Consider the following 15,188-nt stretch of genomic DNA (forward strand, 5'->3'; position numbering starts at 1 on the left):
AGAGCGCGGGTCAGCTTCGACCGCGCCAGGGAACGAGCCGGTCCTCCGCTGTGCGCAGCAGTGCGTCGATGAGGAGGCCGGACAGGCCGATGGCGAACAGGCCGAGCACCACCACGTCGGTCTGCGAGTACCGTTGCGCGTCGCGGACCATCCCGCCGATGCCCGGTACGCCGTTGATGGTCTCGGCGGCGACCACTGACGAGTAGGCGATGCCCACGGCGAGCCGGATGCCGGTGAAGATCTCCGGAAGCGCGTGGGGCAGCACCACGTCGCGGGTGACCGCCCAGCGACCGCCGCCCAGTGCACGGGCGGCCTCGACGAGGGTGGCGGGCGCGGCCCGGACGGCGGAGGCGGTGGCGACCGCGACCGGAGGCAGCGCGGCGATGGACAGCAGCCACAACTTCGGGGTCTCGTCGATGCCGAACCAGATGATGAACAGGCTGAAGTACGCGAGTGGCGGCAACGCGCGGACGAAGGTGACGACCGGTTCGGTCGCGACCCGCACCCAGGGGACGGTGCCCATCACCAGGCCGAGCACCAGCCCGGCCGCCACGCCCACCACCGAGCCGATGAGGATGCGACGCAGACTCACGCCGAGGTGCTCGATCAGCAGGTGACCGCTGTAACCGCGAACACCGTCGTGAGTGGTCGAGGTCTGCACCAGGCGGTCCCACACGGCGTCCGGCGAGGGGATGAACGTGGGGTTGTCGGTGAGCGTCGCGAGGATCTGCCAGATCGCCAGCAGGACCACCAGGGACACGGCGCGGAGCGCGACGCGTCGCCGCCAACCGGCCCGCCCCGCCGCGCGCGGGGGACGTACCGGCGGTGGGGCGCCGACATCGGAGCCCACGGCCGGCGCTGGGGTCACAACAGTCATGGCTTCTCCCGATCCGTATGACCCACTATTCCTACAGTTTTAGTGGGGTATACACAAGGGGCGGCCCACTGCGTGGAATCCACACCGGACCGACCGCACCTCGGGGTCGGGAGACACCATCGGCCGAGCACGACGATGCCGGTGAGTGCCGACTCACCGGCATCGGGCTGGCGGGCTCACTCGGGCGGTTTGGCGCCCGACTGCTCACTGACCAGGTATGCCGCGTACCAGTCGGGCCAGTTGTCGTCTCTCTCGCCCGTGCGCTTCTCGTGCTCGCCGTGGGCGGCGGCCGCGCGCCGCAGCGCGCTCGCCAGGTCGCTCGCGGATCCGAACGAGGTCAGGCCGCCCTCGATGCGCCCGGGAAGCCTGGTGGTGATCTCCTGCATCAGCCAGGTGTTGCCGTCCGGGTCGCGCAGCGTGGCACGCGAGACGTAGCTGCGCCGGTCGGGGTCCGGCCCGTCGACCGGGCCGTCCGGGGTGATGTGGAAGACGTCGCCGACCTCGACACCGGCGGCGACCAGGGCGTCGCGGGCCGCCTCGATGTCGGAGACGACCAGGTACGCCACGGCCGAGCCGGGCGCCGCCGACGTGAGCCCCGCACCGAACTGCACGGAGCAGTCGGAGCCGTGCGGCGTGAGTTGGACGATGCCGGGCGGCGTCTGGTCGAGCCGCCACCCGAGGCGTTCGTAGAACGCCTTCGCGCGGTCGACATCCGCCACCGGGATGACGATCACCTCGAGTGCGACGTCGACGTTCTCGATGCTCATGTCGCCCTGGGCGCTCTTCGGGCTCATCGCGTTCCCCTCCCGGTCGCTGCTGTTGGTTGGGTGGTCCTCGTGGCCCGGCGCACCCCGAACAGGGCGACGAGGGCGAGGAGGATGACGGCCACGGAGTACTCGTCGGCGGTCTGCGGCAGGCCGCCCGCGTAGACCACCAGAAAACCGGCGATCACCGTCGGGAGGCCGAACCCGACGTAGCAGACGATGTAGAGCAGCGACAGCACGCTGGAGCGCTCGTGTGCCTCCACCAGCGGTGTGATCGTCTTGAGGCTGCCCTGGAAGCCGCCACCGAAGCCGATTCCGCCGAGCGCGAGACCGACGAAGAATCCCGGGACGGACTCCGCCATGACCGACACCAACGTGACGATCATGCCCAGCACGAGGGCGACGATCCCGGTCACGATCACCGTCCGGGCGGCAGCGTTGCGCAGCAGCACGACAGCGACCGACCCGAAGACGGCGAAGACGAAGAGGACCAGCCCGCCGACCACGATCGACGTGTTCATGAGGCTGCGCACCAGCGCCGGTCCGAGCGCCCCGAAGAAGCCGGCCAGCGCCCAGACCGCGAACAGCACCGGAACGACGACAAGCAACGGTTCGCGAACGGCGCGCGGCAGGGTGATCTCCGGTCGCAGACTTCTGCGCGCCCCCGCCATCGGCGTGACCGTCTCCGGCATCAGCGCGACCCCGACGAGTTGGATCAGGAGGATCACCAGGAGGACGACGTACACCAGCCGGGTCGGCGCGGGCAGGAAGTCGATGAGCAGCGCCGAGAGCAGGGCGCCGCTCCCGGTGCCGAGGCCGGGGGCGATCGAGTTCGCGAGCGTGCCGCGGGCCCGGTCGATGTCGAGCATCCCGGCGCCGACGGCGCCGGTGGCGGCCCCGGCGGCGAGCCCCTGGAGCAGCCGGGCGACAAGCAGCGTGGGTACGCCGTTGGCGAAGACGAAGACGACGAGCGAGAGCATCTGCACCGCGATCGCCACCGCCAGGACCGGTCGGCGACCCACATGGTCGGACAACTTGCCGAACGTGAGCAGCGACACCAGCACCGCGAGCGCGTAGACGGCGAACACCACGGTGGTCGTGACCGGTGAGAAGTGCCAGCGTTCCTGGTAGATGCCGTAGAGCGGGGTCGGCGCGGCCGACGCGGCCAGGAACGACACGAGAATCGACGCCAGCAGCACCAGGGAGACGCCCGGCGAGAGTCGGGTCCTCCCGGCGATCGGCATGTCGGTGCTCCTCGGCTGCGGTGCGGACGGTGGAACCCGGAGATCCTGCTGGTGAGCGACCGCCGGGTACCCGCTTTGCGCCGTCACATGCGTACGCTCGGGCAGCCGGTCACCTCCGTACCGCAGACGCCCGGAACAGACACGCGACGGTCTGCTCCAGGCGGGCGGTGCGACCTCGCCGAAGGGCACCGCCGCACGGGTGGCCGACCATCGGCGCTCTACAACTCGGGGTGGCCGAAGAGCCCCGGCAGTCCCCCGCTGTGCAGGAAGACGACCTTGTCGCCGTGCGGGAAGCTGCCGGCCAGCAGTCCGGCCATCGCCCGGCCGGTGTACGTCGGGTCCAGGAAGACGCCCTCCTCGCGCGCGGTTGTCTCCAGCGCTGCCCGAGCGCCGTCGGTCAGCGTGCGGTACCCGGCGCCCACCTGGGAGCCGTCGATCCGCAGCGCGTCCGGCTCGACCTCGCCGTCGAGCAGGCCGGCGACTGTCGCACGGGGGTCCGGCAGGGCGCCGACGTCCACGCCGACCACCCGTGCGGCGCCCAACTCCCGCACCAGCCCGGCCATCGTGCCGCCGGAGCCGAGCGCCACCACGACGTCGGTCCCGTCGATGTCCGGCACCTGGGCCCGCAACTCCCGGCCGCCGTTCACGTAGCCCTGGACCGACGCGGGCGAGGTGCCACCGAACGGGATCACCCACGCCGACCGCCGCTCCGCCTCGGCCGCCACCACCTCGGCGAGCGGGCTGTCCCCACCCCAGATGACCTCCGCACCGGCAAGCCCGTCGAGGATCAGGTTGCCACGCCGCTTCGCCGCGGGCGGGCCGCCGAGCACCAGCACGCAGGTGAGGCCGAGCCGCGCGGCGGCAGCAGCGGCGAGCCGCGCATGGTTGCTCTGCGGTGCACCCGAGGTGATCACCGTGGTGGCGCCGGCAGCGATCGCCTGGGCAGCTGTGTACTCCAGCTTGCGGATCTTGTTGCCGCCTCCGCCGAGGCCGCTGAGGTCGTCACGCTTGAACCAGAGCTCGGCCAGTCCCAGCCGGGCGGCGAGTCGGGGCGCGGCCTCCAACGGTGTCGGCCACGTGCCGAGAGAAACGGGAGTGATCATCCGTGCAGCTAATCACCCCGCCGCTGCGCACGCAGCCGGTCGGCCCCGCCGCCGGTGACCCGACGCACGGTGTCGGGTCCACCCACCCCGGAGAGGACGGCGGTCGCGGCAGTGCGCGACCACCGCCCCCGACGAGGTTCAGGACCCGGCGACCGCCGCGTCGTCGGTGTGGGCTGCGGGTGGGATCGGGAAGTTCCGGTTGAAGACGTTGTCCGGATCGTAGGTGGCCTTGATGGCGCGCAGCCGGGTGAGGGCGGGCTCGGGCCAGGCATCCGACAGGCGAGCCGGATCGGTGTCTGTCTCGAAGCTGAGATACAGGCCGTCGAGATGCGGATACAGCTCGGTCCACAGCTTGTCGAGGTGGGTTCTGCGGTCCGGCACGGTGGCGGCGAGCACGGAGAAGTTCTGCGTCCGGTGCGGGTAGGCGGTCGCGTCGGCGGCGACGTCGTTCACCGCCGCGCCGACGGATCGGAACTGCATGATCATCACGTCGCCGGAACCCATCATGGTCGCCACGAGATCCGCCGCCTGCGGCGTGATGTGGTGCAACAGCCCGCTGCGGGTGTCGTTCAGTCCCTCCCCCCGATGCCGGTTGCCGGGCGGCGCGACGATCGCGGAGTAGGGCACGAGCTGCGCCTGCTGGTCGAGAATCGGTCCGATCTCCAGGAACGGGCTGAGGGCCGACTGTGCCGCCTCGATGTCGTCCCCGGCGTGGACGAGGGTGACCTGGGCGGTCGGCGGGTTACCCCGACGACCGGGAAAGAGGGACAGGAAGCTGGTCAAATCCCGTGGCGCCTCCTCGACGAGTTGGCCCCAGCGGCGCAGCAGTTGGGCGGTGTCGGTCGCGTCCGCGACGAGCTGGGCGTAGACGACGTTGTCGACCTCGTACGCCTCCATCTCGATCGCGGTGACGACGCCGAAGTTGCCGCCAGCGCCACGAACGGCCCAGAACAGGTCGGAATGATGCTCGTCGTCGACACGGAGCAGGCGGCCATCCGCGGTCACGATCTCGACGGCGACGACGTGGTCGATGGTCAGCCCGTGCTTGCGCGCCAGGTACCCGATGCCAGCGGTGGTGGCGAGGCCACCGACGCCCACGTCACCGTAGTCGCCCGAACTCATGGCGAGGCCGTACGGGGCGAGCGCCTGGGCCACCTGCCCCCAACGGGCGCCCGCCTCCAGCCGGATCCGGCGGGTTGCCCGGTCGAGCACCTCGACCTTGTTCATCAACGACATGTCGATGACGACTCCCCCGTCGTTCGTCGACCGGCCGCTGATGCCGTGACCGCCGCTGCGCACGGACAGCGGTACGTCCTGCGTCCGCGCGTACGACACGGCGTCGAGCACCTCGGCGACGCCCTGGGGACGGATCACCAGGGCTGGTGATCCGTGCCAGCTGTAGCTGTGCCGAATCCCTTCGTACTCCGGGTCGCCGGGCTCGACGGACCGGGCGGCCAACGATTCCGGTAGCGCGTCGTAGTCGAGGCCCGGGTGACGCTCGGCCAGGGCGGCGACGGTGCGGACCGGTCGCGTGCCGGGCCCGCCTGCCGCCCGCTCCTTGGCGACCGCCTCGCGCAGCGCGGGGGCGATCTCCTGCCCGAAGGTCTGGATCAGGTGCGGGTCGTCGCGGCCGATCAGGAAGGTGCTGAACCCCTCGTCGAGGACCATCGGGAGAAGCTGCTCGACCCACTGCTGGGGCGGCCCCTGGAGGAAGCCACGACTGTGCGACGAGACGTCCACGGTGAACAGGTTGAGGAGCCGCCGGATCTCCCGGGGGTCGCGCCCCGCCGCGACGGCCGCCTCGTCGATCAGCCGGTTGGCGGTCACCCGGTCCGGCGACCGCAGGTACTCAAGCGTCGGCAGCCAGCCGTTCGCCTGCTGACCGGTCAACGCCAGCATCTTCGGCTGGTACGCGCCGAGCCAGATGTCGATGTCGTGCGCCGGCTCCGGGCCGCGCCGCATGCCGGGGACCGGGTAGAACTTTCCGTCCTGCCGCAGCGGCCCGGGTGCTGTGACATCCCAGACGCCACGCAGGACGTCGATCGCCTCGCGGAGCGCCTCGACGCCCTGCCCCGGCGTCAGCCGGCGAGCGCCCATGCCCTCGATCCCGTCCCAGAACGCGCCGGCACCGAGGCCCAGCTCGAAACGGCCGTGGGACAGCCGGTCCAGGCTCGCTGCCGCCCGGGCGAGCACGGCTGGCGGGCGCAGCGGAAGGCTGAGCACGTTGCCGGAGATCCGCAGCCGTCGGGTACGGGCCGCGACCCAGCTCAGCAGGGTCCAGGTGTCGAGGAACTCGGCGTTGTACGGGTGGTCCTGGAAGGAGGTGAGGTCAAGTCCCGCCGCTTCGGTCAGCTCGGCGAGCGCCACCACCTGGTCCGGGTTCTGCGCATCAGGTGTCAGAAACGTCCCAAAGCGGAGTTCGTGCCCATAATCTGGCATCTCTTCAACATCCCCGTAGTCATGTTGTCAAAATATAATCTGTTTTACAGATCGTATGGCCGACAACGCACTTCCCCACGGGCTCATTCCCTGCCCGACATCGGCCGTACCGCCGTCAGGCCGTACGGTGAGGCGATGGTCCAGCGTGACGGGGGGAGGCCGGCGATGCGGTACCACCTGCTCGGGCCGGTCGAGGTGTGGTCTCCCGCCGGGGAACGGCTGGCCCTCGGCACGCCGATGCAGGTGCGCCTGCTGGCCGTCCTGCTGTCGCAGCCGGGCAGCGCGTGGTCCATCGACCAACTCGTCGACGAGCTGTGGCAGGGCCGCCCACCGAAGACGGCAGCCGGCAACGTGAAGACCTACGTCTGGGCGTTGCGCCGAGCGTTGCGGCCCCCGGGCGCACCCGAGCCCGCCATCCTCGCGGGAGCCACCGGCTATCGGCTCGTCCTCGATGGGCAGACGGTGGACAGCGTCACCTTCGACGACCTGGCCCAGCGCGGGTATCAGGCGTTGCGGCAGGACCGCCTGTCGGATGCCCTGGGAGCGTTCGAGGCGGCTCTGGCGCTGTGGCGGGGCGAACCGTTCGCGGGCCTTTCCGGCGCGGGGGTGCTGCTCTCCGTCCGGGCTCGGCTTCAGGAGCAGCGGTCGAGTCTGCTGGAGGAGGTCGCGGACCTCCAGCTCCGCGCCGGCCGGCACAACGAGCTGATCGAGCCGCTCCGGACGCAGATCGACGGGAATCCGCTGCGCGAGCGCCCCTGGGGGCAGCTCATGGTGGCCCTGACCAGAGCCGGACGGCGGGCGGACGCGCTGGCGACGTACCGGCAGTTACGCCGAGTCCTGGCCGAGGAGGTGGGCGTCGAGCCCGGGGCCGATCTGCAACGGCTGCACACGAGCATCCTGCGGGCCGACCGGGAGGTGTCGACATCCGGGGCGCGACCGCGGCGACCCGCGCCACGGATCGTTCCCCGGCAGTTGCCGGCCCCGCCGACGTTGTTCACCGGCCGGACCCGCGAGCTGGCCCAGCTCACGACGCTGCTGCTCGACGACACCGAACCGGCCGGCACCGTCGTCGTCACCGGCACCGGCGGCGTCGGAAAGACGTGGCTGGCGTTGCGCTGGGCACACGACAGCCTGCACCACTATCCGGACGGGCAACTCCACGTCGACCTGGGCGGTTTCGGCGCGGCCACACAGGAGGTCACACCGTCCTCCGTCGTCGTACGCTCGCTGCTGCCCGCCCTGGGCGTCAAGCCCCTGGAGATACCCGCCGAGCCAGCGGCCCAGTTCGCCCTGTACCGGAGTCTGACCGCGGACCGCCGGCTGCTCGTGTTGCTCGACAACGCGCGCGACGCCGAACAGGTCCGACCGCTGCTTCCCGGATCCAGCCGATGTGGCGTGATCGTGACGAGCCGCCACACGCTGCCCGGCCTGGTCGCCGCCGAAGGCGCCCACACCGTCGCACTGGATCTGCCCAGCGCCCCCGAGGCACGCCAGTTGCTCGTCCGTCGACTGGGTGCACGGCGGGCCGCCACCCAGCCGGCCGCGGTGGACGAGCTGATCAGCCGTACCGCACGGTTGCCCCTCGCGCTGTCCATCGTGGCCGCGCGAGCGGCCGCCCGACCCACGTTCCCGCTCCAGGCCATCGCCGACGATCTGGCCGAGAGCAGGGGCGGGCTCGCCGCCCTGGCCACCGACGACGCCGCCACCGACCTGCGTACGGTGCTCTCCTGGTCGTACCGTCTCCTCAGCCCGGACGCGGCCCGGCTGTTCCGGCAGATCAGCCTGCACCCCACGGCGGACATCAGCGCGGCGGCGGCGGCCAGCCTCGCCGGGGCGCCCCCGCACCTGATCCGGCCGGCGCTCGACGAGTTGACCCGGGCGAACCTGCTGGCCGAGCAGTCCCCCAACCGCTTCCGCTGCCACGATCTGCTCCGGGCCTACGGGCAGGAGCTGACCGACACCCACGACCGCGCGGCCGACCGTGGCGCGGCGCGCGAGCGCGTGTTCGACCACTACCTGCGGGCCGCACTCGCCGCGGCGAGGGTTGTCGACGACGGCCAGCAGCCGGTCGATCCGTTGCCCCTGCCCGCCGACGGGTCAGCGCCGGCGTTCGCCGATCACCGGTCCGCACTGGCCTGGTTCACCATCGAACAGGGGGCGCTGCTGGCCGCCGTCGACGACGCGGCCGCCCACCGCTTCGACGCGCACGCCGGGCAGCTCGCCGAGGCGCTCACCCCCCTGCTCGGCCGGTTGTCGCGGTGGCACGACCTGAGCGCCGTACAGGCCGTCGCGGTCACGGTCGCCCAACGCCGCGGCGAGCCGCGGGCCGAGGCGGTGGCGCACCGGGACCTCGCGCTGGCACACCTCCAGCTTCGCCGGTACGACGCGGCCCGCCGCCACCTGCGCAGCGCGATGGCACGGTACGACCGGATCGGTGACCGGCCGGGGCAGGCGAACACCCACCTGCATCTCGCCTGGGTGTACGACATCGAGGGCAACCCGCGGGCAGCGCTGCCGCACGCCGAGAAGGCGCTGGCGTTGTCACGCGGCAGCGACGACCGACGCGGCGTGGCCGCCGCGCTGAACGCGATCGGGTGGGGCCACGCTCGGCTGGACGAACACGCCCGCGCCATCGCCTACTGTGAGCAGGCGCTGACCCTCCATGAGGAAGTCCAGGACCCGGTGGGCTCGGCCCACACCTGGGACAGTCTGGGCTTCGCCCATCAGGGCCTCGGGGCGCACCCGACGGCGGCGGCCTGCTACCGACGCGCTCTCGCACTGTATTCCAGCGCTCAGGACCAGTGCGGACGGGCGGAGACACTCGTCCGGCTCGGCGACACCCATCGGGCGGTGGGCGACCACGACACGTCGACGGACCTGTGGCGACAGGCGTTGGAGATCTTCGACCGGGTCGGTCATCCGCAGGCCGGGGAGCTGTCCGAGCGGTTGGCGACCTCGCGCTGAGATACCCTGCGGACCGGCATGGATCCGGCGTGGACCGGGCACCGGCAGGCTGGGCGAATGCTGACCATGAAGAGACCCACCTTCTGGCGTCGCAGCGGGGTCGACCGCCGGCGCCCACCGCTTGCCCGTCGCCTTCCGGCAGTCGTCGCGGTCCTCGTCGCCCTGTCGCTCAACGCCCCACCGGCCTTCGCGGGCCCCACCCCGGCGTCATCCGGCGGCACCGGGCCGGCCACCGGTTCGGTCGCCGGGAGCGGCACCGACGGGTGGAACGGCCGCATCGACTGGCGGGCGTGCCCGGAACGGCCCGACGATCCGGGTACGCGTTGCGGCACCCTGCGCCTACCTGTCGACTGGGCCCGACCGGGAGGGGAGACCTTCGAGCTGGCCCTGGCCCGGCGCACCGCCACCGACCCGGCCGCCCGCATCGGCGTCCTGGTCTACAACCCCGGCGGCCCCGGCCTGTCCGGGGTGGACGTGGCGCTGACGGCCGACACCCAGCTCGGGCCGGACGTGCTGCGCCGCTTCGACGTCGTCGGATTCGATGCCCGGGGCACGGTCCGTAGCGCACCGGTGCGCTGCTCATCGGCGTTGCTGGCCCGGCACCCCTCCCTGGCGCCCGCCACCGCGGCGGAGTTCGAGCGGCTCCGCACCTACAACCGCCAGCTACGCGAGGACTGCCGCGCGCAGAGTGGCCCCCTGTTCGACCACATCGACAGTGTGAGCGTCGCGCGTGACACGGACGCCATCCGGGCGGCACTCGGTGAGCGGCAGCTCAGCTTCTACCAGTGGTCCTACGGCACCCTGGTCGGGCAGGCCTACGCCGAACTGTTTCCCGACCGCGTCCGCGCACTGGCCATGGACAGCGTGATGGACCACAGCCAGGGCATCGCGGAGTACACGCGCAGCGGGGCGGCCAGTAACGAGGCCCTGTTCCACGAGTTCGTGAGCTGGTGCGAGCGGACCGCGAGCTGCGCACTGCACGGACGTGACGTGCCGGCGCTGTACGACCAACTGATGCGCCGCGCCGACGCCGGCACGCTCGTCGACGCGGGCACCGGCACCACCCTTGACTGGTTCGAGCTCGGGTTCGCGACATTCGTCAACTTCTTCGACTCAACCTGGGCCGACCTCGCGAACATGCTTCTCGCGTTGGAGCGGGGCGAGCCCGCCTCACTCGCGTCCCCGATGGTGCCGGTCGACGGCGACGAGCTGACCGAGTACGCCCTACCCGCGTTCTGCCAGGACTGGTCGCTGCCGGTCGACGGGTTCGCCGACTGGAACCGCTACCTGGAGCTGTCCCGCGCCGCGGCACCGCACCTGCGGGCCTCCCCGTTGGTCGTCCGCTTCGCAGCGATCTGCCTGGGCTGGACGGCTGTCAACCCGCAGCATCAGCTGCGGGTGCGGACGAGCACCCCGGTGCTGCTGCTCAACGGTCGCTACGACCCGGCCACCCCGTACGACGGGGCGCAGCGGGTGGCACGCCAACTCGGCACGCATGGCCGCCTGCTCACCTACGAGGGGTCCGGTCACGCCAGCTACCCGCGCACGGAGTGCACCCGCAGTAGCGTCGAGCGGTACCTCGTCGATCGAGCCGTGCCGCCGGCCGGCGCGAGCTGTCCGGCCGCCCCGGCCTGAGACATCGTGTCGTCCGGGCGAGCGTGGACGACACCGTGACACCCGGGTCGGCGCCGAGGCTGAGGGCCTCGGCGCCGACCCGGCGTTCGCGGGCGGGTCGTCTGCGTGGGCCTCAGTGGCAGCGCCACACCAGCGGTCGGTGCTGCTGGTTCTCGTAGACGGCACCGACCACGGTCCGGCCGTCGTCACTGATCCCGTTGGCCGTGTACGTGCCCGCCTCGGTCGCCGGGATCTCGGCCCGTTCCGGCAACCTGCGCGACGTGCCGTCCGCTGCGACGACCAACGGCGCGGTGTCACTGACCAGCAGGTCGCCGTTGGCGGCGACCCCGTTCGCCGACGGGTACGGCAGCAGGCTCGCCGCCCCGGTCGTGAGGTTCCACCGCACCGGCAGCATCTGCACGCTCCCGCCCCGCTGGGCACCGGGGACCATGCCGATCGCCCAGTTGCCATGTGCCGAGTCGACCGAGGCGTGCGGGTAGCCGTCCGGCACCGCCAGCTCGGCCCCGACGCCCTGGGGCGTCCACCGGTACGGCTGATCGCCCATCGTGCCGACGACCGTGCCGTCCTCGGTGATCCCGTTCGCCGCGGATCCCGGTCGGCCGAGCAACCGGTACTGCTGCGGGCGGTCCACCGACCACAGCACGGCACGGTGCGAATCGTTGGCGCCCCGGGCGGTGCCGACGATGTCACCCCGGCCGTTGACCGCGTACACCAGGACCGCGTCGTAGCCGGGCGGGGTGGCCAGGGTACGCAACGTCCCACCCCGGTAGACCCAACCGGTGCCGTCGCCGTTGGTACCGACCACGTACCCGCCGGCGTTGACCGCGGCCCCGTGCCGGGCGGCGGCCGGCAGGACCTTTGCCCGACCGTCGGTCCACAGCACGACCCGCCCGTCCTCGTTCCCGGTGCCGATGTCACCGACGATGTGCCGCCCGGTGGGATCGACAGCGGTCGCCACCGCGACCGGACCGCCGATCGGCTGCGGCAGCAGGGACGCCTCGCAGGTGAGCGACCTGGCCGGCGCGGTCGACACGGGCGCGGTCGGCGACACCGCGAGGGCCGGCGGAATCGGAGCGGGCTCGCTGGCGGCCCCGCCGAACTGGACGGTGCCCACGGCGCCCAGCCCGGCCAGCACCGTCACCGTGGCGAGACCGCCGACCCGGCGGCGCTGGCGTCGACGCCGGCCGTCGCGGATCGCGCGCTGCACGTCCACGCGTGGCTCGGGGACCGGCGCCGATCGCAGCAGTGTGGCGATCCGCTTGTCGTCAAACGTGGTCATTTCAGATTCCTTCCGGCCATCTCGGTAACGTCGAGCACCTGCCGGATCGCCGCCAGCGCCCGAGCCGTCTGCGACTTCACGTTGCCTTCGGAGCAGCCCATCGCGGCGGCCGTGTCGGCAAGCGACAGGTCGCACAGGAACCGCAGGACCAGGACGGTGCGCTGGCCGCGGGGCAGGTGGGCGAGCGCGGCGACCAGGCTGTCCCGCTCGGCCACCTCGTCGTGCGGCAGGACCGGGCGCTCCGGCTCGGGCGTCGACCCCGACAACCGGACCTTCGACCAGCTCAACCGCTTCTCGTCGACGAGCTTGTGGACAAGCATCCGGTGCACGTACGCGTCGACGTTGTCGGCCCGGCTGACCTTGCGCCAGTGCACGTACAACGCCGTGATCGTCTGCTGCACCACATCGTCGGCCAGATGGGCGTCGCCGCACATCAGGAACGCGGTCCGATGCAGGCTCGGCAGTCGCGCGGAGGCGTACTCCACGAACTCCCGCTCGGCATCCATCATTGAGGCTCCCTCCTCCGCAAGCTCGACGGGTCCGGACGACCGTCGGGTTGCGTCGGGGCCGAGATTCGGCGGGATGCCAGGTCAGCGCCGGTGACCGTAGCAGCGCTGCCGCCACCGGCGTCGCGAGTAGGTCCCTCCGGAGAGGGAGCACCTCCCCTGTCGGCGGGGTTCGCCCGCGCCGGGGCAGCGGAAGGATCGGATGCATGGCGACATCAATCGCCGGCAGGACGGGCCACGGCCTGACGTACGCGGTGCTCGGCTGGGCCGTGGCATACGGGGGCTTACGTCTGGCGTGGACCGTCGGCGATGCCCCGCAGTTCCGGCAGTTCGGGTCGGACCTGTTGGGGTTCACCGGTTGGCGATCGGTGGCGTTGTGTCTGGCCGCGGCCGCTCTGGCGGTGGCGCTGGACCGGGTGCGGTGGTGGCGGCCGGTGCTCGCGGGAGTCGCCTGGGGGGGCACCGGGGCGCTCGTCGCCGCCGCCGCGATCCTGCTGCGTGCGAGGCCTGCGGGCGGTGACGGGAGCCCCAGCCGGGCGCTGGGGCTCCCGCTTCGCGACCGGCCCGTGGGGTTCGCGGGCCGCGCCCGGTCAGTGCGAGTGGCGGGGTACGCCGCTGCCGCTGCCGCCGACGAGAAAGTCGAGGTCCGCGCCCTGGTCGGCCTGGAGAACGTGCTCGCTGTACAGCCGCGCCCACCCCCGGTCGGCCGTCAGCGGTGGCGGTTGCCAGCCGGCGCGGCGTTGGGTGAGCACGGCGTCGTCGACCAGGAGGTCCAGGCGCCGCGTCGGGACGTCGACCCGGACCAGGTCGCCGGTGCGCACGAGCGCGAGCGGGCCACCCACGGCGGCCTCCGGGGCCACGTGCAGGACACAGGTGCCGTACCCGGTGCCGCTCATCCGGGCGTCGGAGATCCGCACCATGTCCGTGATGCCGGCGGCGAGCAGCCGTCGTGGCATGGGCACGTTTCCGACTTCCGGGAAGCCGGGATAGCCGCGTGGGCCGGCGTTGCGGACCACGATCACCGTGTCCGGTGTGACGTCGAGGTCGGGATCGTCGGCGGCGACGACGTAGTCCTCGATCCGGTCGAAGACGAGCGCCGGCCCGGTGTGCTGGAGAAGGTGCGCGGAGGCGGCGGAGACCTTCAGCACGGCCCCGGACGGCGCGAGTGACCCGCGCAGCACCACGGTGCCCGAGCCGGCGGGCTGGAACGGTTCCGCCAGGGTGCCGATGACCTGCCGGTTCCAGCACTGCACACCGCTGATGTTGTCGGCGACGCTCTTGCCGCTGACGGTGACGTGGTCCATGTTCAGCAGCGCGGCGATCTCGTTCATCACCGCCGGAACGCCCCCCGCGTAGGCGAAGTCCTCCATCAGGTACGCCCCGGAGGGCATCAGGTTGACAAGCATGGGCACGTCGGCGGTGAGGGTATCGAAGTCCTCCAGGGACAGCGGGACGCCGAGGCGTCCGGCGATCGCCAGCAGGTGGACGACGGCATTCGTGGAACCGCCGATCGCGGCGTTGACCCGGATGGCGTTCTCGAACGCCTCCCGGGTCAGCACCGTGGACAGTCGTTGGTCCTGCTCGACCATGGCGACGATGCGACGGCCGGCGGCCTGCGCGAGCGCGTACCTGCGCGAGTCGACGGCCGGCACGGCTGCCGCGCCCGGCAGTTGCACGCCCAACGCCTCGGTCACGCAGGCCATCGTGGAGGCGGTGCCCATGGTCATGCAGTGCCCCCGGCTGCGGGACATGCCGACCTCCGCCTCCGCGCAGTCGGCCGCGGTCATCCGGCCGGCGCGCTGCTCCTCGGTGAAGCGCCAGACGACGGTGCCCGACCCGATGTCCTGACCCCGGAACTTGCCGTTCAGCATCGGACCGCCGGTGATCATCAGGGTGGGCAGGTCGACGCTCGCCGCACCCATCAGCAGGCCGGGGGTGGTCTTGTCACAGCCGGAGAGCAGCACCACCCCGTCGAGCGGGTTGGCGCGGACCGACTCCTCCAACTCCATGGCCAGCAGATTGCGGTAGAGCATGGTCGTGGGTCGCATCAGGGGCTCGCCCAGGCTCATGGCGGGGAACTCCAGCGGCAGGCCACCGCTCTCCCACACCCCCCGCTTCACCGATTCGGCCAGGTCACGCAGGTGGGCGTTGCAGGGTGTCAGCTCCGACCAGGTGGTGGCGATGCCGATCACCGGGCGACCGTCGAAGACGTCGTCCGCGAAACCCTGGTTGCGCATCCAGGAGCGATGGATGAACCCGTTGCGGCCCTCCGCACCGAACCACTGCCCGCTGCGCAGCGGACGATCCGTCGTCGACATCAGCACACCTCTCTGTCATCAGTGCGGCCGCGTCAAGGCGCGGCGATCAAGGGGTGGTA

At 71.9% G+C, this 15,188-nt stretch carries 10 protein-coding genes; 2 read left to right on the top strand and 8 right to left on the bottom strand.

Going from position 1 to position 15,188, the window contains the following annotated elements; genetic code table 11:
- Positions 1-10: 10 nt before the first annotated feature.
- The 5 genes from AB0F61_RS12035 to AB0F61_RS12055 all read right to left on the bottom strand — a co-directional run bounded on the left by AB0F61_RS12035 (position 11) and on the right by AB0F61_RS12055 (position 6,427).
- Complete coding sequence (locus tag AB0F61_RS12035) at positions 11-877, bottom strand: ABC transporter permease (RefSeq protein ID WP_357807496.1); 867 nt, start codon at positions 875-877, stop codon at positions 11-13.
- A 176-nt stretch (positions 878-1,053) separates the two neighbouring features.
- Positions 1,054-1,671: a VOC family protein gene (locus AB0F61_RS12040; protein WP_357807498.1), complete on the bottom strand. Its 618-nt coding sequence runs from the start codon at positions 1,669-1,671 to the stop codon at positions 1,054-1,056.
- Positions 1,668-2,885: an MFS transporter gene (locus AB0F61_RS12045; RefSeq protein ID WP_357807501.1), complete on the bottom strand. Its 1,218-nt coding sequence runs from the start codon at positions 2,883-2,885 to the stop codon at positions 1,668-1,670. Before AB0F61_RS12045 ends, AB0F61_RS12040 begins: the two co-directional genes overlap by 4 nt.
- A 218-nt stretch (positions 2,886-3,103) precedes the next feature.
- A complete protein-coding gene (locus tag AB0F61_RS12050) occupies positions 3,104-3,988 on the bottom strand; it encodes a pyridoxal-phosphate dependent enzyme (protein ID WP_357807504.1) in 885 nt (294 codons plus the stop codon).
- A gap of 138 nt (positions 3,989-4,126) precedes the next feature.
- A complete protein-coding gene (locus AB0F61_RS12055) occupies positions 4,127-6,427 on the bottom strand; it encodes an LLM class flavin-dependent oxidoreductase (protein WP_357807507.1) in 2,301 nt (766 codons plus the stop codon).
- Between the two features lie 165 nt (positions 6,428-6,592).
- On the opposite strand from AB0F61_RS12055, the gene AB0F61_RS12060 reads away from it, so the two are divergent.
- Both AB0F61_RS12060 and AB0F61_RS12065 read left to right on the top strand, forming a co-directional pair.
- On the top strand, positions 6,593-9,391 hold the full coding sequence (locus tag AB0F61_RS12060) for a BTAD domain-containing putative transcriptional regulator (protein WP_357807510.1): 2,799 nt from the start codon (positions 6,593-6,595) through the stop codon (positions 9,389-9,391).
- A 66-nt stretch (positions 9,392-9,457) separates the two neighbouring features.
- Positions 9,458-11,026 carry an alpha/beta fold hydrolase gene (locus AB0F61_RS12065; RefSeq protein WP_357807514.1) on the top strand — a complete coding sequence of 523 codons (1,569 nt, stop codon included), beginning with the start codon at positions 9,458-9,460 and terminating at the stop codon, positions 11,024-11,026.
- 112 nt (positions 11,027-11,138) lie between these two features.
- On the opposite strand, the gene AB0F61_RS12070 is transcribed toward AB0F61_RS12065, so the two are convergent.
- From AB0F61_RS12070 to AB0F61_RS12080, 3 genes are all read right to left on the bottom strand, one after another.
- Entirely contained in the window at positions 11,139-12,305 is a 1,167-nt protein-coding gene (locus AB0F61_RS12070; protein ID WP_357807517.1) for a hypothetical protein, read from the bottom strand.
- The gene (locus AB0F61_RS12075) at positions 12,302-12,814 is read right to left on the bottom strand and encodes a SigE family RNA polymerase sigma factor (RefSeq protein ID WP_357807519.1); all 513 of its coding nucleotides are present in this window, start codon (positions 12,812-12,814) and stop codon (positions 12,302-12,304) included. The genes AB0F61_RS12070 and AB0F61_RS12075 overlap by 4 nt, the downstream gene beginning before the upstream one ends.
- A 587-nt stretch (positions 12,815-13,401) precedes the next feature.
- A complete protein-coding gene (locus AB0F61_RS12080; protein ID WP_357807522.1) occupies positions 13,402-15,129 on the bottom strand; it encodes an IlvD/Edd family dehydratase in 1,728 nt (575 codons plus the stop codon).
- Between the last annotated feature and the right edge of the window lie 59 nt (positions 15,130-15,188).

Origin of the sequence: Micromonospora sp. NPDC023888, from assembly GCF_040639415.1 — a bacterium.
In the GTDB taxonomy this organism is placed as follows: Bacteria; Actinomycetota; Actinomycetes; order Mycobacteriales; family Micromonosporaceae; genus Micromonospora.